This window comes from Anaerobium acetethylicum, from assembly GCF_900096945.1.
GTDB classification, from domain to species: Bacteria; Bacillota; Clostridia; order Lachnospirales; family Lachnospiraceae; genus Anaerobium; species Anaerobium acetethylicum.
Genome location: NZ_FMKA01000011.1, coordinates 31,454 through 54,294, shown reverse-complemented (window position 1 = coordinate 54,294; position 22,841 = coordinate 31,454). Strand labels below are relative to the sequence as shown.

At 48.1% G+C, this 22,841-nt stretch carries 20 protein-coding genes and 1 pseudogene; 18 read left to right on the top strand and 3 right to left on the bottom strand.

Annotated elements, in window-relative coordinates; translation table 11 throughout:
* The first annotated feature begins 84 nt into the window (after positions 1 to 84).
* The 10 genes and pseudogenes from BJR36_RS10255 to BJR36_RS10210 all read left to right on the top strand — a co-directional run bounded on the left by BJR36_RS10255 (position 85) and on the right by BJR36_RS10210 (position 9,464).
* A complete protein-coding gene (locus tag BJR36_RS10255) occupies positions 85 to 1,020 on the top strand; it encodes a carbohydrate ABC transporter permease (RefSeq protein ID WP_091233707.1) in 936 nt (311 codons plus the stop codon).
* 12 nt (positions 1,021 to 1,032) lie between these two features.
* A complete protein-coding gene (locus BJR36_RS10250; protein WP_091233705.1) occupies positions 1,033 to 1,863 on the top strand; it encodes a carbohydrate ABC transporter permease in 831 nt (276 codons plus the stop codon).
* Positions 1,864 to 1,972: 109 nt separating this feature from the next.
* Positions 1,973 to 3,484, top strand: coding sequence for an ABC transporter substrate-binding protein (locus BJR36_RS10245; protein ID WP_091233702.1), 1,512 nt, complete (start codon positions 1,973 to 1,975; stop codon positions 3,482 to 3,484).
* Positions 3,485 to 3,827: 343 nt separating this feature from the next.
* Positions 3,828 to 4,271 (top strand): DUF3842 family protein, encoded by a 444-nt coding sequence (locus BJR36_RS10240; RefSeq protein WP_242875525.1) that lies wholly within the window; start codon positions 3,828 to 3,830, stop codon positions 4,269 to 4,271.
* A gap of 399 nt (positions 4,272 to 4,670) precedes the next feature.
* A pseudogene (gene larB / locus BJR36_RS10235) lies at positions 4,671 to 5,417 on the top strand (nickel pincer cofactor biosynthesis protein LarB); the annotation flags it as partial.
* A 156-nt stretch (positions 5,418 to 5,573) separates the two neighbouring features.
* Positions 5,574 to 6,614: an energy-coupling factor ABC transporter permease gene (locus BJR36_RS10230; protein ID WP_207648852.1), complete on the top strand. Its 1,041-nt coding sequence runs from the start codon at positions 5,574 to 5,576 to the stop codon at positions 6,612 to 6,614.
* Positions 6,615 to 6,686: 72 nt separating this feature from the next.
* Positions 6,687 to 7,487: a cobalt ECF transporter T component CbiQ gene (gene cbiQ / locus BJR36_RS10225; RefSeq protein ID WP_091233698.1), complete on the top strand. Its 801-nt coding sequence runs from the start codon at positions 6,687 to 6,689 to the stop codon at positions 7,485 to 7,487.
* A 48-nt stretch (positions 7,488 to 7,535) separates the two neighbouring features.
* Positions 7,536 to 8,261 (top strand): energy-coupling factor ABC transporter ATP-binding protein, encoded by a 726-nt coding sequence (locus tag BJR36_RS10220; protein WP_091233696.1) that lies wholly within the window; start codon positions 7,536 to 7,538, stop codon positions 8,259 to 8,261.
* Between the two features lie 138 nt (positions 8,262 to 8,399).
* Positions 8,400 to 8,603, top strand: a complete 204-nt coding sequence (locus tag BJR36_RS10215; protein ID WP_091233693.1) for a hypothetical protein — start codon at positions 8,400 to 8,402, stop codon at positions 8,601 to 8,603.
* Positions 8,604 to 8,804: 201 nt separating this feature from the next.
* Complete coding sequence (locus BJR36_RS10210; RefSeq protein WP_091233691.1) at positions 8,805 to 9,464, top strand: hypothetical protein; 660 nt, start codon at positions 8,805 to 8,807, stop codon at positions 9,462 to 9,464.
* A 116-nt stretch (positions 9,465 to 9,580) separates the two neighbouring features.
* Here BJR36_RS10210 and larE read toward each other — a convergent pair whose 3' ends face one another.
* The 3 genes from larE to BJR36_RS10195 are packed head-to-tail and all read right to left on the bottom strand — an operon-like array spanning position 9,581 to position 13,068.
* Positions 9,581 to 10,429 (bottom strand): ATP-dependent sacrificial sulfur transferase LarE, encoded by an 849-nt coding sequence (gene larE, locus BJR36_RS10205; RefSeq protein ID WP_091233687.1) that lies wholly within the window; start codon positions 10,427 to 10,429, stop codon positions 9,581 to 9,583.
* Between the two features lie 4 nt (positions 10,430 to 10,433).
* Entirely contained in the window at positions 10,434 to 11,999 is a 1,566-nt protein-coding gene (larC, locus tag BJR36_RS10200) for a nickel pincer cofactor biosynthesis protein LarC (protein WP_091233684.1), read from the bottom strand.
* A gap of 4 nt (positions 12,000 to 12,003) precedes the next feature.
* Entirely contained in the window at positions 12,004 to 13,068 is a 1,065-nt protein-coding gene (locus BJR36_RS10195; protein WP_091233681.1) for a LacI family DNA-binding transcriptional regulator, read from the bottom strand.
* A gap of 364 nt (positions 13,069 to 13,432) precedes the next feature.
* Here BJR36_RS10195 and BJR36_RS10190 point away from each other — a divergent pair, with 364 nt between their 5' ends.
* From BJR36_RS10190 to BJR36_RS10155, 8 genes are all read left to right on the top strand, one after another.
* Positions 13,433 to 14,617, top strand: coding sequence for a diphosphate--fructose-6-phosphate 1-phosphotransferase (locus BJR36_RS10190; protein ID WP_091233815.1), 1,185 nt, complete (start codon positions 13,433 to 13,435; stop codon positions 14,615 to 14,617).
* The gene (locus BJR36_RS10185) at positions 14,614 to 15,447 is read left to right on the top strand and encodes a triose-phosphate isomerase family protein (RefSeq protein WP_091233678.1); all 834 of its coding nucleotides are present in this window, start codon (positions 14,614 to 14,616) and stop codon (positions 15,445 to 15,447) included. The genes BJR36_RS10190 and BJR36_RS10185 overlap by 4 nt, the downstream gene beginning before the upstream one ends.
* A gap of 117 nt (positions 15,448 to 15,564) precedes the next feature.
* The gene (locus tag BJR36_RS10180; protein WP_091233675.1) at positions 15,565 to 17,016 is read left to right on the top strand and encodes a lactate racemase domain-containing protein; all 1,452 of its coding nucleotides are present in this window, start codon (positions 15,565 to 15,567) and stop codon (positions 17,014 to 17,016) included.
* Positions 17,017 to 17,105: 89 nt separating this feature from the next.
* Positions 17,106 to 18,596, top strand: a complete 1,491-nt coding sequence (locus tag BJR36_RS10175) for an ATP-binding protein (protein ID WP_091233673.1) — start codon at positions 17,106 to 17,108, stop codon at positions 18,594 to 18,596.
* Between the two features lie 17 nt (positions 18,597 to 18,613).
* Positions 18,614 to 19,288 carry a response regulator transcription factor gene (locus tag BJR36_RS10170; protein WP_091233670.1) on the top strand — a complete coding sequence of 225 codons (675 nt, stop codon included), beginning with the start codon at positions 18,614 to 18,616 and terminating at the stop codon, positions 19,286 to 19,288.
* 70 nt (positions 19,289 to 19,358) lie between these two features.
* Positions 19,359 to 20,180, top strand: coding sequence for a sugar phosphate isomerase family (locus BJR36_RS10165; RefSeq protein ID WP_091233668.1), 822 nt, complete (start codon positions 19,359 to 19,361; stop codon positions 20,178 to 20,180).
* A gap of 16 nt (positions 20,181 to 20,196) precedes the next feature.
* Positions 20,197 to 21,351: an N-acetylglucosamine-6-phosphate deacetylase gene (gene nagA, locus BJR36_RS10160; protein WP_091233665.1), complete on the top strand. Its 1,155-nt coding sequence runs from the start codon at positions 20,197 to 20,199 to the stop codon at positions 21,349 to 21,351.
* Between the two features lie 27 nt (positions 21,352 to 21,378).
* Positions 21,379 to 22,530: a class II fructose-bisphosphate aldolase gene (locus tag BJR36_RS10155; protein ID WP_091233662.1), complete on the top strand. Its 1,152-nt coding sequence runs from the start codon at positions 21,379 to 21,381 to the stop codon at positions 22,528 to 22,530.
* The last annotated feature ends 311 nt before the right edge of the window (positions 22,531 to 22,841 follow it).

Sequence of the window (22,841 nt, the reverse complement as noted above, 5' to 3'; positions counted from 1 at the left end):
ATATCTAGTATAGTGATAATAGTTTCAAGGGAAAACAATTAATTACAAATTATAATTTATAAAAACAAAGAGAGGCGATAAGAAATGAAAGCAAAAGCTTCAGGAACAACAAGTGTCTTAAAAAGACAAAGGCTCAGGAAAATAAATATCTGGTGCTGGGTATTTATGATACCCGCAGTACTATTATATGTGCTGTTTTTGGGATACCCTATTTTGTCCAGTGTTTTCTATTCGACCCTGGACTGGTCGGGAATGACTTCCAATGCAGTGTTTGCAGGGCTTGATAATTTCAGGGAACTGTTCGGGGACAAATATTTCTTCAATGCAGTAGGGAACAGCTTTAAGTATATGGTGATCTGTGTTCCATTTCTCCTGACGATATCGCTTGCCCTGGCATATCTGTTCAACAGCATCATTAAGAAAGGTGCAGCTGTATTCAGGACAGTGTTTTTTATGCCGGTTGTAACTACTACATCTATAGTAGGTATTATTATGATGTTCATATTCGGAGGAACGGGTTCTGTAAACCAGATGCTTGGACTGTTCGGAATGAAACCGGTCAACTGGCTTGGTAGCGGTGATTATGCGATGATCGTGGTCGTGATCGTAGGTGTATGGAAAGACGTAGGAACCTATATGATATACTGGCTGGCAGCGCTCCAGAGCGTTTCCCAGGATCTTTATGAAGCGGCAATGATCGATGGCGCAAACAGATGGCAGACATTTTCGAAAATAGTACTGCCTATCATAATGCCGATCGGCGGAACGATTGCAATTTTGTGCATCATCAGTTCCCTGAAAGTATTCGATCTGATCCAGACCATGACAAATGGCGGGCCGTTTTTTGCGACTGACGTTGCGGCTACATTCGTCTACAGGACAGCATACTCAAGTGCAACAGGAACACCGCGGCTTGGTTATGCAAGTTCGGCGGCAGTCACCTTCGGTGCCATAATTGTTGCCATGGGAATTATTGGTAACACGATCAAAGGGATTCTCAGCAAGAGAAGAACAGTTTAGGAGGGGGACAGAATGAAAAAAATATCTGTTGGTAAAATCGTCATTTATCTGGTGCTTGCCGTAATAGCATTTATATGGGTATATCCCTTTTTGTGGATGGTCTCAGCATCATTTAAGACACAGAGTGAATTTTTTGGAAGCGGGCTCAATCTGATACCCCAGGCCTTTCATTTTGATAACTTCATCAGGGCGTGGAACAATGCCAACTTTGGCGTGTATTTTAAGAATACAATTATCGTAACAATATCAGTAGTTGCAATCGTGCTAATGTCGACATCCCTTGCGGGATATGTCATAGGAAGATATGCCTTTATAGGCAAAAAAGTGATTTTAGGCATATTCATGGCCAGCATTACCATACCGCTGGTATTTACGGTTATTCCTGTATACGAGCTGCTGAAAGAACTGGGTCTCGAACAGAGCCTGATCGGCCTTATCCTTGCGGAATCCGGGGGCGGGCATGTGATTTTCCTGATGCTCTTTTCAAGCTTCTATGCTTCAATTCCGAATGAAATGGAGGAAGCGGCTACCATAGACGGATGTGGTTTTTTTCAGACCTATGCAAAAATCATGTTTCCGCTTGCGAAGCCGATCATGGTTACAGTCGTGACCATGCAGAGCATATGGACCTGGAACTCTTTCCTGCTTCCGCTGATCGTAACCCTCAACAATCCGGAAATACGAACGCTGGCAGTGGGCCTTTATGCCCTGCGAGGTGAAAATGTCGTAGACTGGACCGGCATTGCTGCAGGAGCTTGTATCGCCATCGTACCGATTGTCATACTTTTTGTATCTCTTCAGAAGTATTTTGTAGATGGAATTGCAGGCGCAGTAAAGAGCTGATTGATAGAAACATAAAGCAGGCCCCGGAAAACGAAAAGGGCATGCAGACAGTGGTAACGAAGCGGACGGAGATCCGCTCTTACATAGACAAAAAAGGAGGATTTTATTTATGAGAAAAACAAAAAAAGCAGCAGCACTTCTGCTGGCTTTCGTTATGGGCTTATCAGTGGCAGGCTGTGGCGTTAACGTAAGCAGTAAAGAAGACAGCAAAACGGAAGAGACAGCAAAAGAAGAAACAGCAAATGAAGTGGTGGAAACTGGAAAAGATGAGAAGGTTACGTTGAAAATAGTAGACTGGAGCGACAGTACAAAAGTGAGACGTGAAGCTTTTCATCAGAAATTCATGGAAGAAAATCCGAACGTAACAATCGAGTATACTGTTTTAACAGCGGACCAGTTTACGGAAACAGTCGTATCGGCAATCAAAGCGGGAAATGCACCTGACTTATTCCCGCTTCCAGGCGGAGTGAAATTAAGCACTGCAGTCGAAGAAAACTGGTATCAGCCAATGAACAGCTACGTGACCGATGATTTCCTTGCAAGCTTTTCAGAAGGATCTTTAAATGAAGGAATCACGACTCTGAACGGAGAAGTATATACGCTTCCTGAAGCTGCAAACATCATCAATACTCTGATGTTCTATAACAAAGGCGTTTTAGAGCAGGCTGGAATTTCAGAAGATAAACTTCCAAAAACATGGAGTGAATTCAAGGAAGTATGCGAAAAGATAACAAAAGCCGGAAACGGACAGTACTTCGGTATAATCGACAGCGGCGCACAGGTAAACCGTCTTGAGCTCTTTGTGCGTTCGTTAGCAAGCCTGGCAGGCGGAAAGACAAGCGACATCTCACAGATTATGCTGGTGGATGGAAAGAATACAATGAATTCGGAAGCCATGGTAAAAGCAATGGACTTCTACAACGGTCTGGTGAAAGATGGAAGTTTCCATCCGAACTCATCTACATTAAAGGCTCCTGAAGCTCGTGCTCTTTTTGCTCAAAATCAGGCAGCGTTCATCGTGCAGGGTGCATGGTGCATATCTACCTGGAGAAATGAAAATCCGGATCTTGATTTCGGCGTAATGGCCCTTCCTACTCCGGATGACGGAGCAAAGGGAAAACTGCCATATGTGGGAGCACAGGCATGGATGGGCATCTCAGCAGACTGCGAACATCCTGATGTGGCTGCAAAATATTTAATGGCATTATATTCAGAAGACTATCAGTCAGGCCTGGTTGAAGATGGCGGATTCGTATCGGTTATCGATGCAGTGAATGCTGAATACATGACAGATGAAGTGATGTTAGATTACTATAAATTAAACAAAGAAGCAGCAGCACTTGCTCCGGATCCAATCGTTGCGAATCCGGATACAGCAAAAGTATACGCAGAAGTACAGGCGATCACTCCAAGTTTAGGACAGATCGTTCAGGGCGTGCTGGCTCAGAGCGTCGACTACAAAGCAGAGATTGCGACTCTGTCAGACAAGACCCAGGCTGAATGGGAACGAGCAGTCAAAGCCGTAGCTGATGGCGGTGCGGCAGTTTCCCTTGATGATTTTGAATTTGACAACTGGGACGCCATGAAGAATTATACGGCTGAAATGTATGAAGCCAGATAATGTAAAGGGGTTCTTATAAAGAAATAAGGTGATTATTGAAGCAGAAGCCTTCCTTTTATGGAGGGTTTCTGTTTCGTATGTTCATAAAGTCTATCCTCCAACAGAAAAATGAGCCTTCTGTTTTATTGCGAAATTTATTAAAACCAGGAAAATGCGTATGAAAAAAACAGAGCAAAAACAACGAAAATAAAGCAAACGTTTGCGCTAAAACGGGGTGGCATTTACGATCTGCCTGTGGTAGAATTCATTATAGAAAACATACAACTGTCTGGCCGCAGGGCAAGGCAGCAACTATGTCTGTTGCACTCATGAAGGGTGCAGAGTAGTTTAGGAGATCAGAATAATGGCAAAAGAAATCTGGATATCAGTCATTGACGGACAGGGTGGAGGAATAGGCAGGAGCATCGTCGGAAAGCTCAGGAAGCAGATTCCGAAAGACAGCGGTGTCGTCATCTGCGCCCTTGGAACAAATTCCACAGCGACAAATAACATGATCAAGTCAGGAGCTGACATTGGTGCGACGGGGCAGAATGCAATCGTCAGGACCACGAAACAGTCCGATATTATACTGGGGCCAATGGCGATAGTTGCTGCAAATTCGATGCTGGGGGAACTTACTCCCGCCATGGCATTTGCTGTAAGCTCATGCGATGCCCAGAAGATACTCATACCCATGAACAGGTGCGGCATAACCATCGCAGCCGACCTGGAGGGAACAGTGGACACCTATATCGATTACGGCATTAATCTGGTAATGGAATATCTCAATCAAAATCTTGACCAATAGCGTATAATTGGCAAGGATAACCACAAAAATGAATCAATCATTCAAAGCCATGAATCAACCGCCATCATGAAGTTGGCAGACGAAGGAACGGCAGCGGATATACCCCCTGGATAAGGATATTGCCTTTCAGGCACTTGCAGGGGCGCACAAATCAAAGTATCACTTTGCATATCGAAAGAACTGGAATCACGAAGATTCATGCCCTCTAATATCGGAAGGGCTGTTTCTTGGTGATTTTTTTGATTAAAAGCTGCTCATCAATTCATGTTTTTAATCACTGCGTGATAGAGGGCGAATGTGCAAATTGACTAAGCCGAACGTTACAAGCTGGCTTTTGGCACAATAATGTGCAGCCTGTCTTGTGGAAGCGGAAAAATGAAAGAAATCAGGAGGAAAACCATGGACGTATACAAACTTTTAAATCAGGTAAAGAACAATGAAATAGGAATCGATCATGCAGCCGAAATACTGAAGAAACTCCCATACGAAGATCTGGGATTTGCGAAACTGGACCATCACAGGACACTGCGCTCAGGATTCGGAGAAGTGGTCTACTGTTCCGGAAAATCCGACGAACACCTGAAGGGGATCTTTCAGAATTTTTACGACCACGGCACTGATGTCCTGGGTACAAGAGCCAGCTGGGACCAGTACACGAAGGTGAAGGAAATCCTTCCAATGGTGAAATATGATCCGCTTTCCCGCATTCTTTCGGTTCACCGGAATGAACAGGAAAAAGAGAGGAGCAGGGAAGGATGCGTGGCTGTATGTACAGGCGGAACTTCAGATATCCCGGTTGCCGAGGAAGCAGCACAGACTGCTGAATTTTTCGGAAGCAACGTGGTGAGGATTTATGATGTAGGCGTAGCAGGCATCCATAGGCTGCTCTCAAAGGTTGAGGAAATCAGGAAAGCGAACTGCGTGGTTGCAGTCGCAGGCATGGAGGGCGCCCTTGGAGGAGTCATCGCCGGGTTGGTGGATAAGCCGGTAATTGCGGTGCCCACATCGATCGGATACGGAGCTAATTTCCAGGGCGTATCGGCTCTGCTGACCATGCTGAACTCCTGTGCAGAGGGCCTTGCCGTGGTCAATATCGACAACGGTTTCGGGGCTGGATATATGGCTACCCAGATCAACAGGCTTGCTGCCGGAGGCGAAAAGGCCGAAGCTGGTCAGAACGAACCAGACAGGGCTGAAGGAAGGGAAACGGGCATCAGGGAAGTGCGGATACAGATAGAACCGGCCCGCAGAATCGGGAAGGCCGGCGGCCTTTAAATTATAGAATCAGGAGGAAGACAGATTATGCATATGTCAGACGCTTTGTTATCAGCAACAGTGGGTGTTACCATGACTGCCGCTTCGGCAGGCGCTATTGGGCACAGCATCAGAAAAATAACGAAATTTGAAATGGATGAAAAGAAGATCCCCATGATGGGGGTTATGGGCGCATTCGTGTTCGCGGCCCAGATGATCAACTTCACGATCCCTGTCACGGGATCCAGTGGACATATTGGGGGAGGAATACTGCTTGCGGCCCTGTTGGGACCGTACCATGCCCTGATTACGATTGCTTCGGTGCTCCTGATCCAGTGCCTCTTCTTTGCGGACGGGGGGCTCCTGGCTCTTGGATGTAATATTTTCAATATGGGGGTTCTCCCGTGCCTGGTCGCATATCCCCTCATCTTCAGGCCGATTGTAAGGAAGGCAATGACGAAAAAAAGGATTACAGCAGCTTCAGTTTTGGCAGTCGTGATCGGACTGCAGGTGGGATCCCTGGCTGTAGTGCTGCAGACCCAGGCTTCCGGAATCACGGAACTGCCCTTCCTGTCTTTTGTGGCGCTTATGCAGCCGATACATCTTGCAATTGGAGCAGTTGAGGGGCTTGTGACCGCGGCGGTACTGTGCTTCATCTATCAGATGCGCAGTGAAATTCTGGAAAGCGCCATGAGGGACTCTTCAGTGAACGGCATTCCGGTTAAAAAAGTGCTCGTGATCCTGTCGCTGGCAGCGGTTCTGACAGGTGGATTCCTTTCAGCGTATGCATCCGCAAATCCGGATGGTCTGGAATGGTCCATTGCAGGCGTGACGGGAGAAGCAGAGCTTGAAGGGGATTCAGGCCTCCATGCTATGATTGCAGGGATACAGGAAAAGGCGGCCCTTTTGCCTGATTATGCATTCAAAGCAGAGAGCGCTGAAAACAGCATGTTCGGAGATGCTGCAGAAACAGTCGGAACGAGCGTATCAGGAATTGCCGGAGGGCTGGTGACGATGGCTGCGGCGGTGCTGACGGGAGCTTTGATTTCCAGATTGAAAAAAAGACGGAACACAGAGGCTGCGGCATAAGAAAAACGTCATGGTCTGTGACTTTGGGGATTCAGTCAGGAACAGTTACTATAAAAAGAAAAGAGCAGGTTTATGCAGGATATAAAAAGTTCGATTTCACAGATGAATGCGCTGGAACTGTCAGCGCAAAAGAATACCATAATACATAGATTGCAGGCTCCGGTAAAAATCATAACCACTGTAATCTATCTGCTCATCATCATTTCCTATGGACAGGGTCAGGTGAGCAGGCTGATACCCTGCTTCTTTTATCCGGCGGTGGTGATGGCCCTTGGAGAAATACCCTTTAAGACCATAGCGGGCAGGCTGCTGATAGCACTGCCCTTCAGCCTTTTTGCAGGAATCTCAAATCTGATGTTTTCCAGGGAAACGGCATTTATCCTTGGAGGCATAGCCGTGACAGCGGGGATGGTATCGTTTGCTTCCATTATGCTGAAAACGGCTCTTTGCGTCACTGCGGTGCTGATCCTCATTGCCACGACGGATATGAACGGCCTTGCATACGGAATGCTGAGCCTCAGGGTACCGCCGGTCATTGTAACCCAGATCATGCTGACCTACCGGTACATCGGCGTCATTGCAGAGGAAGCGTCGGTCATGCGCCATGCCTATCTGCTCCGGGCTCCAAACGAAAAAGGAATCCGGATGAAGGACATGGGGGCTTTCCTGGGGCAGCTGATCATCCGCAGTTTCGACAGGTCGGAACGGATTTATAACGCAATGAAGTGCAGGGGATACGAAGGCCGGATTGCATATTCGGACAGGGAAAAAATTTCGTTAAAGGGATGGGCTTATATAACGGTCACTTCGGTCTTTTTTCTCCTGCTCCGATTTGTAAACGTAAGCGCTCTGGTAGGCAGCTTGTTTCTGTAACAGGCGGTCAGGCGGCAATAAGATCTGAAAAATCACGGAGGCATAGTAATGTTAAAAATAGAAAGCATCAGCGTAACATATCCGGATGGGCACAAGGTACTTGAGCATCTGGATTTTCATATTGAAAAAGGCGAGACAGTGGGCATTGTTGGAACGAACGGTGCCGGAAAGTCCACGCTCCTCATGTCCGTCGTCGGAATCCTGATTCCTGAAGAGGGAAGGATTCTTGTGGAGGGAACTGAGGTCTGTAAAAAGAACCTGTCTGAAATCAGGAGGCGTGCCGGGGTTGTATTCCAGAATCCGGATGATCAGCTCTTCATGTCAAATGTGTATGACGATATCGCCTTTGGCCTCAGAAATTATGGAGACAGCGAGGAAACGGTTAGGGAGAAGATATCCGGCATCGCAGGTGTTCTTGGCATAGAGAAGCTGCTCCAGTCCCACTCCCACAAGCTGTCCGGAGGTGAGAAAAGGATCGCCGCACTGGCATCGATTCTTGTCATGGAGCCTTCCCTTGTGCTCTTTGACGAGCCGACCTCCTTCCTGGATCCCAAGACTCGGAGAAAACTGATGAATTTCCTGAAGGGGCTGGAGGTGACGAAACTGATTGCCACCCATGATCTGGATATGGCCCTTGAAATCTGCGACCGTGTTCTGGTCCTGAAGGACGGCGCCGTGTTCGCCGAGGGAAGAGCCAGAGAGATACTGGCTGATGAAAAGCTGATGGATGCGGCTGGACTAGAACTTCCGTTCTGCATGCAGGGCATTGAATAAACGCCTTCGATTTGGTATAATTCAGGTAACGATTACGATTATGATTATGATTATGATTAAGATGCAGTTACACAAGTTGATTTTACTTGCCTGCTTAGACGCCAATCCAGGTGATGAAGAGAAGGAGGAGGTCTTGCCATGAACAAGCATGAACTTAAAAAAATCATCAGCAGCAACAGCAGTGGAGATCCAAGGTTTCGTGAGGATATGACAGTGGAGGAACTCGAAAATCTGGCAGGTGAGTATCACAGTGCGGAAGATGTTTATCCGGACGGAAGAGAAGAGGATGAGGTTCTGGGAAGGGATCTGTACAGCGATCGCAAGGATATTCCGAATGACTGAGAGGAATGGACGGCATAGAGCCATTCCTATGGAAATGGAACAAAAGGAAAGATGGTATGGCTTTGCGCTATACCATCTTTTGTTGAACAAAATACGGCAATGATTGACTGGATTCAGGGATTGCATAGCGGAAATGATGAAATATGATAAAATAGGTGAAAAGATACCGTTTGAAGAAATATCTGCAGGGAGGAAATAGAAATGAATCGTAACATCTACCGCTGCCATTATCGGGGACAGCTGAAAAACAACTTTGCAGGACAAGAACTGGATGAAACTCTGGACAAGTGCAGAAAGAATGCCGAAAGGATGATTGCCGAAGGAAGGCTCATGACTGCGGCGCTGTATTATCATGGGGGTATGCTGTTTCTGTATTTTGAGGCTGTCGGAGAGGAAGTCAGGACGGAGGAATTTATGGAACCGATGCATGGACTGCTCGAAAAATGGCCGGAAAAGTCGGGACTGTCTGACTGGGCCAGGATGTATCAGGTCTTTTATCATGCGATTCCGGAAAGCGAAGAGGACTGGAGGCGTCCGGTCAGCCCGGAATGCAGGAGAGGACGCATCGCATATCTGAAAGAGGAGAACATGTTCGAATATGTCTATCACCATGTTGCAATCATAAAAGAAGGGCTTCTGGCCGGAGATAAGTACCAGTCGATCGCCCTGCATGAGGACATTCTCTTTTCGTACTTTGAAGAACCGAAGACGCTTATAAATGTCCAAAGAGACCTGAGCAGGGAGTCAAAAGCGATCAAGGCATGGCTGGATGTCGTGCCTGAAGACCATTTTGTTCCGCTTCGGGGTTCAAAAGGAGAGAATTTTCTTTTCCTTCCGGCATATTTCGCATTGGGACAGTAAAAATACCCCGCTTCTTTTCGATAGGAAGAAGCGGGGTATTTTTAATGAGTTTGCAGGAAACTTCATTTGTGTATTTAGTCTGGCTAGGAAGGATATCATTCAGAATAGACGCAAAATCAGACTACGTGAATATCCATGCTTCCTGACCGGAATCCTTCAAGGTCAAGGGTGATGTATGAAAATCCGAGTTCCTTCAGCCTCCCGGTAACGGTTTCGGCGGATTCCATAAACACGGAGAAATCCTTCCTGTCGATTTCGATACGGGTAATTTCGCCGTGCTGTCTCAGGCGTACGTTGTAGAAGCCGAGAGCCCGGATGAACTTCTCGCCCTGGTCCAGTCGTTCCAGAAGTTCAAAATCAAGTCTGGTTCCGTAGGGGAGCCTTGTGGCGAGACAGGGAGCAGCAGGCTTGTCATGGGCAGGAATCCCAAGTACGGCGGAAAGAGACCTGATCTGAGCTTTGGTGACTGCAAGCTCCAGCAGGGGGCTGTGTATGCCGAGTTCTTTGAGTGCCTTCATGCCAGGCCTGTAGGCATTCAGGTCATCGAAGTTGCTGCCGTCTATGACATAGCCGCAGCCTTCCTGTTCCGCATATGCCAGCAGAGTCTGGAAGAGCAGCTTCTTGCAGCGGTAGCAGCGGTCGACAGGGTTGTGCAGGATGCTTTCATCGGCAAATTCATCGACGGCTATTGTTTTGTGGAGGGCACCCATTGCGGTGGCCGCCTCCGCAGCCTCTTCGAGGTCGCCATGGGGATGGAGTCTGGTCTCGAAGGTGACGGCGTGGACCGGGATTCCCGCTTTCGCTCCTGCTTTACAGGCGAGCATGAGCAGGAGGCTGCTGTCGACGCCGCCTGAAAAGGCCACGCAGATCCCTTCTTGTACATGGCCCTCAAGGGTGCTATATAACTTATCTAAAACGGCAGTGTTCTCTGCAGCTGCCGCTTCGGCATGTGGTGTCTGATTCATTCTGTTATTTCCTTTCTTGCGCTAATTGCTGCAGGAGGCTGTAGATTGTCATGTAGTCCTGCCCGGATATGCTGCAGAGCTTCCGGACACTGTCGTATTCCGGGTAAAAGTATTGTTTTCCGTTGTTTGTACAGACCTTGATGATGGCTTCGCCGTATGGAGTGGCTATGTTTCTGAACTCCCTGCTCAGGATTGTTCGGGTATCTTCATGCCTGCGGATTCCGATGGAGGTTGTGTTTGTGAAGATGATATCCTCCATCAGAGGGATCATGTCCCCGCTGCAGATCACGCTCAGCATGTATGCCGGCCTGTTTTTCTTCATGTAGATCGGTGTGTAGAATACGTCTTTGGCTCCGCCCTTGAAAAGCTGTTCCATGCAGAAGGACAGGGCTTCACCGGTGCAGTCGTCGATGTTCGTTTCAAGAACCCATACCCTGTCCGAAGTTTCAGCAGCGGCCATGTCTTCGATGATCATGGCGCGCAGAATTCCGGTTGAATTTTCATAGCTGCGCTTTCCGGCTCCCAGTCCGATCCCGCGGATCTTGAAATTTTTGGGGAGGGAATCCTTTGTCCTGATTGCGGCAACGATTGCAGCACCGGTCGGTGTGACAAGCTCGCCTTTTATAGAGGTGATGTGGAGCGGCAAGTCATGGTCGGCAGATATATTCGCAACAGCGGGAACAGGAACCGGCAGTATGCCGTGCTGGCATCTGATGTGGCCGGTGCCTTCGTACAGTTCGGTCACGATCACATCGGTGATGTCAAGGTTGTCAAGGCAGACGGCGACCGCCACGATATCGACGATGGAGTCGACTGCGCCGACTTCGTGGAAATGAACCTCCTCAACGGGTTTCCTGTGTGCCCTGGATTCCGCAACTGCCACTATATGGAAGATCCTTTTCGCAAGTTCCATGGCATTCGGGGAGATGGATGAAGTTTCGATGATCCTGTTGATGTCGAGGAGGTTCCTGTGGTCATGGTGACCAAGGTGGATATGGGGGGCGCCGTGTGGATGGTCATGGTCTGAGGAGCTATGGGTGTGGATATGTATGTGCTCCTGATTCTTTGAAAGCGCGGGTGCGTGCCTGTGACTGTGATCGGGCGTATGACCGTGGTCGTGTGTATGGTCGTGATCGTGTGTATGGTCGTGATCGTGTGTATGACCGTGATCGTGTGTATGGTCGTGATCGTGTGTATGTTCGCGGTCGTGGCTATGTTCGTGATCGTGTGTATGCTCATGCTTATGGCCATGTTCATGTTCGTGGGTATGACCGTGTTCGTGGTCATGCTCGTGTGCATGTTCATGTTCGTGCGTATGATCCTGAACATGATCAGGATTCCAGTCGCATTCCAATCCTTTTGTCAGAACCACGTCGAAATCGCATGCATCGATCCCGCATTTCTCCTTTCTCCCGATTTTAATACTGTATCCGTCGACATTGAGGCTTTCAAGGCCAGCCATCAAGACATCCTGATCAGCTCCAAGATCCAGGAGGGCTGCCACTGTCATGTCGCCGCTGATTCCTGAATAGCATTCTAAATATAAGGTTTTTCCATTTGTTTTTTTCATCAGTCTACACCTGGCTTTCTGGTTTTTTATGTTTTGTCTGGGCTTCTCTTGATATGCAGCTTTCGCGGAGTGCAAAAGAAAAAGGAAGCTCTATTTTCATTGGAAGATTCTTGCCGTTTTCGATACGGTCGATCAGGATTTTTGCAGTCATTTTACCCAGCTCGTCCATGGGGACATGGATTGTCGAAAGCATGGGTGAAACATACTGGGCGGTGTCGATGTCGTCGATGCTCATGATCGCGATATCGTAAGGCACGCTGAGGCCGTTCTCCTTGATTGCCTTCATGGCACCGATTGCGGTAAGGTCGTTTGCACAGAAGAAGGCAGTAACCCCAATGCTGTCCGTCTCTTTGAGAAATTTCTTCATCCCGTTATAGCCTCCGTCAGAAGAGAGTTGGGTGATCACGATATCCTCCCTGTTCAGGGGCAGCCCGAGCTCTTTCATGGTATCCATATATCCCTGGTACCTGAGCTCTTTGCTTTTTTCGCCGACATAGCCGATTCTTCTGTGACCAAGTTTATACAGATGTTTTACGGCAGCAATGGAGGCCTGGTAGCCGTCGCAGATGACCTGGTCGAAGCCGGTATCTATAGTGTTGAGGCCTGTGTAGACAACGTGCTTATACTGCTTTTTGATGAAATTCAGCAGGTTCTTGTCGAATCTGCCAAGCACGGCGACTCCGTTTACCTGATGGTTTGCAATCAGGCTGAAGGTAGAAGGATTATTGATGTCTATGGCTGAAAAGGAATATTTGAGGATGTATCCCTGCCGGAAAGCCTCACGTTCAATGGAACGGGCAATCTGGGTGAAAAAGGGATCGTTCGTGGTGTCGGAAGAGCGGGCGAAAATACATCCGATGGTCCTGGTCCTTTTCGGTTCGTATTCTTCTGTGGTGCCGAGCTTCAGGCTGCGGGCGGTGGAATTCGGGACGTAGTTGTTTTCGCGTACAATTTTCCAGATTCTGTCCTGGACTTCCTGGCTTGCAACCTTTGTATTGCTGTGATTGATAACCCTTGAGACGGTCGAAATTGAAACTCCGGCCTGGCGGGCAATTTCTTTTAATGTCATAATATCCTCCCTGGATGATGTCTGGTTAGCCGTGTGCTTTACCATAACGTTTGCGCAGTATTTGTGCAGATGCAGCCGGAATTTGCGTAATCTTTGCTTAAACCGGCTGGTATATATTCAGGACTATGTCCCTAATAATTATCTAGATCTGTTATTATAAGTATACAAATCAAATTATAACATTGCGATTGGTAAATGCGCAAACGTTTGTGTAAAAAACGTATCAAATTGCGTGTTGTTGCTACGAAAATATGGTAGTATCGAATTAAGCAATAACGGAATGCGGCTGTTTCAGATCATTTGGAATATGTCTTGCAGAAGAAAGATATGACCTGTCCAGACAGGCGGAAAGGCGGAAAAGATGATAAAAGGCAATATGCTGGTTGTCCACGGTGGCGGACCTACAGCGGTAATCAACTCATCGCTTTACGGAGTTATTACGGAAGCAAAAAAGAATGATAAGATAGACAAAATATACGGGGCAATCGGAGGCTCTGAGGCAATCCTGAAGGAAAACTTCCTGGATCTCGGCAAGACGGATGAGGAGCGCCTGAAGCTTCTGCTGCAGACGCCGGGAACGGCAATCGGATCTTCCCGGTTTGAACTCTGGCAGGATGATTATGACCAGATGGTTGAAATCTTTAAGAGGAACAATATCAAATACGTCCTGTTCAATGGCGGAAACGGATCCATGGATACATGCGGAAAAGTAAGCAAGGTGTGCAAAGACCATGACATATATGTAGTAGGGATTCCAAAGACCATTGACAATGACCTGTCAATCATCGATCATGCGCCGGGGTACGGAAGCGCAGCAAAATATATCGCAACAGTGACTGCGGAAGTTGGTGCCGATGTGAAATCCCTTCCCATCCATGTATGCGTCATCGAAGCCATGGGAAGGAATGCAGGTTGGATCACCGCAGCATCTGCCCTTGCAAGAAGGAAACAGGGAGATGCGCCGCACCTGATCTATCTGCCGGAAAGGCCTTTTAACGAAGATGAATTTCTGGAAGATGTGAAAAAATTATATGACGAGCTTGGCGGAGTGGTTGTTGTTGTAAGCGAGGGCCTGAAAAACAAGGATGGAGAGTCGATTGTGCCGCCTATATTCAAGACCGAAAGGGCAACCTACTATGGCGACGTCAGCAGCCATCTTGCAAACCTTGTCATCAGGAAGCTTGGAATCAAGGCAAGAAGCGAAAAACCGGGAATCTGCGGAAGGGCCTCCATTGCCCTCCAGTCAGAAGTGGACCGGGAAGAGGCGGTTCTGGTGGGCCAGGAGGCAGTCAGGGCAGCAGTTGCCGGCGAGACAGGCGTTATGGTAGGTATCAGCCGCAGGCCGGGTGATGAATACGGAATAGAGACATTTTTAGTGCCCATCGAGGAAGTCATGATGCATGAAAGAGAAATTCCGGAGGATTATATCAACGAACGGGGAAATGACGTTACGGGAGAATTCGTGAAATGGTGCAAACCTCTGATCGGGGGAGAACTGAATGAATTCATAAGCTTTAAGGATGAAATAGAAGAGGAGACAAAAGCATGAAGCATATTTATCTGAATTTGAAAAGGTTTGACATCCCGAGGGAATTTGGCGGCGTGAACAGCATTGCGGTACCGGCGGAATGGGGGAAATACATCGTTGAGCAGGTACAGGAGGAACTGAACAGGTATCCGGAAGCGGAAGCGGAATTCGTCATGTTCATGCCGGAAGCCCACCTGATCGGGGCGGCATCGGCGCTTCAGGAAGGAAGCTGCCTGAAACTGGGATGCCAGGGTCTTCACAGGGAAGATACGGCAATAGGAGGAAACTTCGGCGCATTTACATCCCTGAGGACGGGAAATGCAATGAAGGCCATTGGCTGCAACGGAGCCCTGATCGGACACTGTGAAGAGAGAAGGGACAAAGCTGGAATCCTGGCTGAAGCCGGAGTCGTCGATGCAGATGCAGTGAACCGGATTCTCAATAAAGAGATCAAGGCCGCAATTGCCTCGGGACTGACGGTTCTTTACTGCATAGGAGAGACATCCGAAGAACAGGACAGATGGCAGGAGGTTCTTGGAAACCAGCTTTCCATAGGTCTTGAAGGAGTAGACAAAGGCAAGGTGGCAATCGCCTATGAGCCGATCTGGGCAATCGGACCAGGAAAGACACCTCCGGGAAAAGAATATATAGAAAAAATAGCCAGGTTTGTAAAGGAAAAGGCTGGAGAAATCCCGGTAACCTATGGCGGCGGACTGAAAACAGACAACGCAGGCATGCTTGCATCGATACCGGAAATTGACGGCGGACTTATCGCACTTACGCGGTTCCAGGGAGACATCGGATTTTATCCGGAAGAATACCTGGAAATCATCAGAACCTACCTGGCATAGAGGGACTGTGGAGGAAACAGCCCTGAACAGTTATGGAACAAAGCAGACAATCAGAAGCAGTACAGCGGATATCTGTTGATACGAACAATAATCAATCAAGAAAGTGAGGAAACATCTATGAAATTATCATTTGAATATGGACAGGGAACAGTAGAAGCCGACCTTCCAGACAGCACAGACGTCTTTATACCGGGAGTTACAGTTCCGGATCCGGCATGCATCCCGGAAGACCAGATTGTTGAAAAGACCCTTGAATCGATCCGGAACCCGATCGGAATGGAGCCGGTTACAAAACTTGTGAAGAAAGGCTCAAAAGTTACAATTATTTTCCCGGACAGGGTCAAAGGCGGGGAACAGGCTACTTCACACAGAAAAACCTCAATCAGGCTGATTCTTCAGGAACTGTACAGCGCAGGCGTTGAGAAAAAGGACATCCTTCTCATCTGCTCGAACGGTCTCCACAGAAAAAATACGGACAGGGAGATCTACAACGTGCTGGGAGCTGACCTGTTCCATGAGTTCTGGCATACCCATCAGATCATCAACCATGACAGCGAGGACTATGACCACCTTGTGGATCTGGGAACCACCGAATACGGAGATCCTGTCATCATGAACAAATATGTTTATGAAAGCGATCTGGCAATCCTGATCGGACATACCCAGGGAAATCCGTATGGCGGATATTCAGGCGGATACAAACACTGCGCAACGGGAATCACACACTGGAGATCCATCGCATCCCACCATGTTCCGGAAGTCATGCACAAAAAGGATTTCGTTCCTGTAAGCGGCCATTCCACGATGAGATCGAAATTCGATGAAATCGGACAGCACATGGAAAAGTGCATGGGCAAAAAATTCTTCTGCTGCGATGCCGTACTTGATACGAAATCCAGGCAGATTGAAATCAACAGCGGATACGCAAAGGAAATGCAGCCGGTTTCCTGGAAGACGGCAGACAAGAGGACCTATGTTCCCTTTGCGGAAAAGAAATATGACGTCATGATATTCGGTATGCCTCAGTTCTTCCACTACGGGGAAGGAATGGGAACCAACCCGATCATGCTGATGCAGGCATTGTCGGCACAGGTAATCCGCCACAAACGCGTCATGAGCGACAACTGCGTCATCATCTGCGCATCCACATGCAACGGATACTTCCACGACGAATTATGGCCATACCTGAGAGAGATGTACGATATGTTCCAGAAGGATCAGATGAACACCCTTCCTGATCTGAACCGCTATGGCGAATATTTTGCCACAAATGAGGAATACATCAGGAAATACCGCTACTGCAACGCATTCCATCCGTTCCACGGATTTTCCATGATTTCCTGCGGACATCTTGCAGAAAGGCACACGTCTGCAATCTACCTCTGCGGAGCCCAGGAACCGGGGTATGCAAGAGGAATGGGACTTAAGACAAGGGCTACGATCGAAGAGGCGCTCGCAGATGCAAAAAGGAAGTACGTAGGAGAAAATCCGAATATCCTGGCACTGCCTCTCACCTTCAAGACAGCAGCAGTGCATCTGATGATGAAAGACGAGGTATACAACGGATAGGATCCCGGAAAGTTTGTGATATAATGGTTTTATCGGGCTGCTTTTAGAGAGCAGCCCCGTAAGAACAGGAATCCGGAGGATATTAGCTGATGTTGATTTTATTGATGTTTTTTCTGGTTGTAGCGACAATACTGCTGCTGATTGTGAAACGGAACCGTGAGTCGGTCTGGCTTCTGGGCATGTGCCTCAGCCTTGCAGTAAACCTGACGGGAGTATTCACCTATATTGCAAAAAAAGGCGGCATATCAAGGGAACTTCAGGAATTTTTCTTCCTGAACGGGACAATTAAGACGAAGATACAATATATGCTCCTCACGCTGGATCAGCTGGGGTATATCATAGCACTGGGACGTTACCTGTTTCCGCTGTTTCTGCTGCTGCTCGCAATGAAGTATTCCATGATTCCGTGGATCAGGAGGAACAGATGGCTGAACATGGCGGTCCTTGTGTGCCCGGTATTATCGCTGGTCATTTATATGCCTGATGTTTTCAAGGCCCTGACTGACAAGAGGGTCTTCGTGCAGCAGGTGATCGTCGATGCATCGCTTTTGTGGATAACCATCTATGTCGTTTTGTCTTTCGGGCTTCTGATTATTGAATTTTTTTCAATCACCATGAAATTCTGCAAGAAGCAGTTTGTCCAGATTATCGTATTTGTATTTTCGCTGTCAATCCTGTATCTGCTCTACTACAGGCAGGATCCGGCCCAGATCTATAAGTTCTACTATGATGATTTTATCTGGAAGAACGGAATCTATTACATGAACGCTACCCTGCCAGTGAGGGCATATGTAGCTATTATCGTCCTGAACGTAGTCGGCTGCATACTTGGTTTTGCAAGCCTTTTGAAGTATACGCAGAGCAATTTTGTTGAAACAAAAGAAGAATTTATGATGCAGAACAAATTCGATACGGCAAGCATAGGCGCTTCCGTATTCGTCCACAGCATTAAGAACCAGCTGCTTGCGAACCGCGTCATCAATAAAAGGATTATGCAGCTGTATGAAAACGAAACCCTGGACACGGAAAAATTGAAGGAATATGTGGAGCTGCTGTCAGAACATAACGAGACCATGCTGAACCGTCTGGATGAATTATACAGGTCGGTAAAATCAAACCAGCTATATCTGGTTCCGACAAAGCTTGAACAGATAGCAGATTGCGCAGTAGAAAGGTTCCACAGCAAATATCCTGATGAGACCGTGCAGATCAAGCTGAACACAAATGCCGTCGTACTGGCAGACAAGACCCATCTTTGCGAGGCTGTCTATAACCTGCTTGTAAATGCACAGGAGTCAGTCAATGCAACAGGCAGGAGTGGAGAAGTCCACCTCGAGACCCATAGCGAAAGGCTCTATACGGTGATTGAAGTCAGGGACAACGGAACGGGCATGAATAAGCAGGTGATGAAGAAAATGTTTGAACCCTTCTATTCCAGCAAGAATTCCAATTACAACTGGGGTATGGGCCTGTATTATGTGAGGGCCATAGCCAGAGGACATTTTGGAAGCCTCCGGTATGAGAGCCGCGAGGGAGAGGGAAGCAGCTTCTACATACTGCTTCCGAAATATAAAGAATAGAGAGGAGGGGCATTCTAATGGCGGACCTGATAAAAGTAATGATTGCGGATGATTTTCAGCTGCTGATTGAAGATCTGTCCGAAGAGATTAATGCACAGCCGGATATGAAGGTTGTTGCTGCTGCCAACAGCGGGAGCGGGATCGTCGCGCTGGCGGAACAGACAGACTATGACATCATCCTGATGGACATCGAGATGGAAAATATGACTGCGGGCATAACGGCAACGGAGCAGATACGCGACAGGAATCCGGAAGCAAAAATCATTTTTCTTACAGCACATGAAACTGACAATATCGTAATAACTGCAATGGCAACAGGCGCGGTGGATTACATTGTAAAAGGAAGTCCGGAGGACGAAATACTGTACCACATCAGAAGCGCCTACAGGGGCAAGCAGGTAATGCAGGGAAAGGTACAGGAAATCGTAATGAATGAATATAAAAGGCTTCAGGAGTCTGAAAAGAGCCTGCTGTTTTTTATCAACAACATCTCAAAGCTTACAAGCGCCGAGCGGGAACTGGTCAGACTGCTCCTTCTCGATATGAAGGTCACGGAGATTGCAGCGGCAAGAAGCGTCGAAGTGGTGACTGTCAAGACCCAGATCAGAAGCATACTGCAGAAGTTCGGATGCGCACGCACAAAGGAAATTGTAAAAATCATCAGGGGGCTGAGCCTTGGCCACCTGTTCTGAAAAGTTGCATGGAATGCCGGGTTGCCGGCTATAGCTGCAATGGGACAAGAAAGTGAGGAAAAGAATCACGATGGAACACAAATATTATTCGTACAGCAAACAAGAGCTTTTAAACGCACCTAAGATTCCGCTTATGGTAATGGAAGACAATCCGACCATTTTCAGATCACTGGCGGAGGAAATGGTGCAGGAGATAGAAAGAAAGAATGCACTTGGTGAGACAACGGTATTCATCTGTCCGGTGGGTCCGGTCGGCCACTACCCTTATTTTGTGGACATGGTGAACCAGAAGAATCTCAGCCTGAAACAGGTATGGTTCATCAACATGGACGAATATCTGGACGACAATAAGCAGTGGATTGCAAAAGAGCATAAATTAAGCTTCAGGGGCTTCATGGACCGCAATGTCTACACAAAGATCAAACCGGAACTTGTGATGCCGGAAGAACAGCGGGTATTCCCGGATCCTGAGAATATCGGACATATCCCTGCCCTCATAGAAAAGCTGGGCGGAGTTGACATTGCATTCGGGGGAATCGGAATCAACGGCCACGTGGCGTTCAATGAACCACAGGATGAGCTGTCACCGGAGGAGTTTCTTCAGCTCAAGACAAGGGTTCTCGATATCGCAAAGGAGACCCGCGCTGTCAATTCCATCGGAGACCTGAACGGAGCGCTTGACGACATGCCCCGCTATTGCGTGACGATCGGCATGCATGAAATCAGCAGTGCAAGGAAAATCAGGCTCGGATGCTTCAGGGACTGGCACCGTGCAGTCGTACGCCATGCGGCACACGGAGAAAAAGCGGCACATTTTCCAGTGACCCTGCTGCAGGGACATCAGGATATCAGCATCAGATTTTCGGATTTTGTGGCAAACTTAGAAGGATAGTCATAGGAGGACTGGCATGAACAGCTTATATATAAAGAATGGGAACGTTTTTTTAAACGGGGGGTTTGAAAAGACCAATATTACAGTAAGCGATGGAATCATAACTGGAATTTCATCAGAAGATCAGGCACCTGAAGGTGCAGCCGTTTACGATGCAACAGGAAAAACGGTAGTGCCTGGATTTATCGACCTGCACACTCATGGAGCGGTAAATGTGGACGTAAACGCGGCAACGGCAGAAGATCTTGAGAAAATCAGCCATTTCTTTGCAACCCAGGGAACCACCTCCTGGCTGTGCTCCGTCCTTACGGACACGCGGGAACAGACCCTGTGGTGCATCGGACAGTTCAGGGAGCATCAGAAAATGGAAAGCAATGGAGCGGATCTGATGGGCATCCATCTGGAAGGCCCTTTCCTCGCAGCGGAATATAAGGGCGCAATGCCTGAGCATCTGCTGATGAACCGGCCGGATATGGAACTGCTCAGGGAATACCAGGAGGCAGCGGACGGTGCCATCAGATACATCACCGTATCCCCGGAAGTCGAAGGCGTCACGGAAAGCATCGGTAACATGAAGGAACTCGGGATGACAGTTGGAATCGGCCATTCGGGAGCGGACTATGACACCGCAATGAAAGCAATCGAAAACGGGGCGGCAACAGCAACCCATACCTTCAATGCAATGAAGCTCATGCACCAGCATTTCCCGGCAATCATGGGGGCGGTACTTGAATCCGATATATACTGCGAGGCGATCTGTGACGGAAGGCATCTGCATCCGGCAGTCGTCAGGCTTCTGCTCAAAGTCAAGGGAATCGACAAAGTGGTGGCAGTAACAGACTCCATTATGGCGACGGGACTTCCGGATGGAAAATACAAGCTCGGCGTGAACGACATCGTGGTAGTCGACGGCGATGCAAAGCTTGCAGTGGGCGGATCGCGGGCAGGCAGCACCCTGACGACGGGGACCGCACTGAAGAACATCCTGAAATTCACTGGCCTTCCCCTTGAAAAAGCGCTGCTCCTCCTGACGGAAAACCCGGCAAAACTCATCGGCGTATTCGACAGGAAAGGCTCCATCGAAGCGGGAAAATATGCGGACCTGGTCATCCTTAATGAGGAAAATGACGTGGAAGATACATTCGTAAAAGGAAAACAGATACAGAAATAAAATTCATTTCGAAAGGAAATCAATCATATGCCAGTAATACCTTTAAGACCATTATTAGAAGCAACAGAAAAATACCAGTTCGCCCAGGGGGCGTTCAATGTAAATGCGGTAGCCCAGGTAAAGGCAGCCATAGAAGTGCATGAAATGTTCAGATCGGCAGCAATCCTCCAGGGAGCAGACCTTGCAAACGGCTTCATGGGCGGAAGGACCGACTTCTTCAATTCCACTCTGGAAGATAAGAAGGCCGGCGCAAAAAACATCGCAGACGCTGTCCGCAAGTACGGTGAAAACTCCCCTGTCCCCATCGTTCTCCATCTGGACCACGGAAAAGACTTCGAATCCGTAAAAGCGGCAATTGACGGCGGCTACACCTCTGTCATGATCGACGGCTCATCCCTTCCGTATGACGAGAACGTAGAGCTCACAAGGGAAGTGGTAAAATATGCCCATGCAAGGGGCGTATCCGTAGAGGGTGAATTAGGCGTTCTTGCAGGCGTTGAAGACCACGTATTCTCAGACGCATCAACCTACACGAATCCGTTAAGCGCCGTTGACTTCTTCAAAAAGACCCAGGCAGACTGCCTGGCAATCTCCTACGGAACCATGCACGGGGCGGTAAAAGGAAAAGATGTAAAGCTTAGAAAAGAAATTGTAATCGCAATCAAGGAATGCATGAAGCACGAAAGAGTCTTCGGAGCCCTTGTGTCCCACGGATCCTCCACAGTCCCGAAATATATCGTTGACGAGATCAACGCCCTGGGCGGCGACATCCAGAACACAGGCGGAATCGCAGTAAGCGAGCTCAAAAAGGCGATCGACTGCGGAATCGGAAAAATCAACGTGGACACCGACCTCCGCATGGCAGTTACAAGAAACTTAAGGGAATTCTTCAAATACAACCCGTCAAAACGCGACAGCGCTTCGATCGGAGCGGTTTATCAGATTCTGGAAGAAAAGAAGAACCAGTTCGACCCGAGAGTGTTCATCACGCCGATCATGGACACAGTCATGTACGGAAACATCCCGGATGACGATGTGGCAGCAGTGGTGGAATGCATGGAAAAAGGCGTTAAGGAAGTGCTGGGTACGCTGATCGTGGAATTCGGTTCGGTAGGAAAGGCGCCTCTTGTAGAATGCGCGACGCTTGAGGATATGATTGAGAGATATAAGAGGACGTGATACAAAACATGTTCATTCGCAGCGCGCTCTCGCTTAGATGAAGACGTAGTGGTACATAGGGCCGCAGAATACGCGGCCCAAGTGCCAACGTCTTCATAAAGCTGCTCATTGAATCATGTTTTGTATCACTGTGTAACAGATGGCGAAGGTGCAAATTGACGAAGCCGAACGTTACAAGAGGGCTTTAGACATTCTAATCTTAATAAGTAATAACAAAAAAAACCGGATATCACAAGGAATGAACTGTGATATCCGGTTTTTCATGTCATAGGAGCGTCTCCTATGACATGAAAATGCTCTCCGTGGAAGCG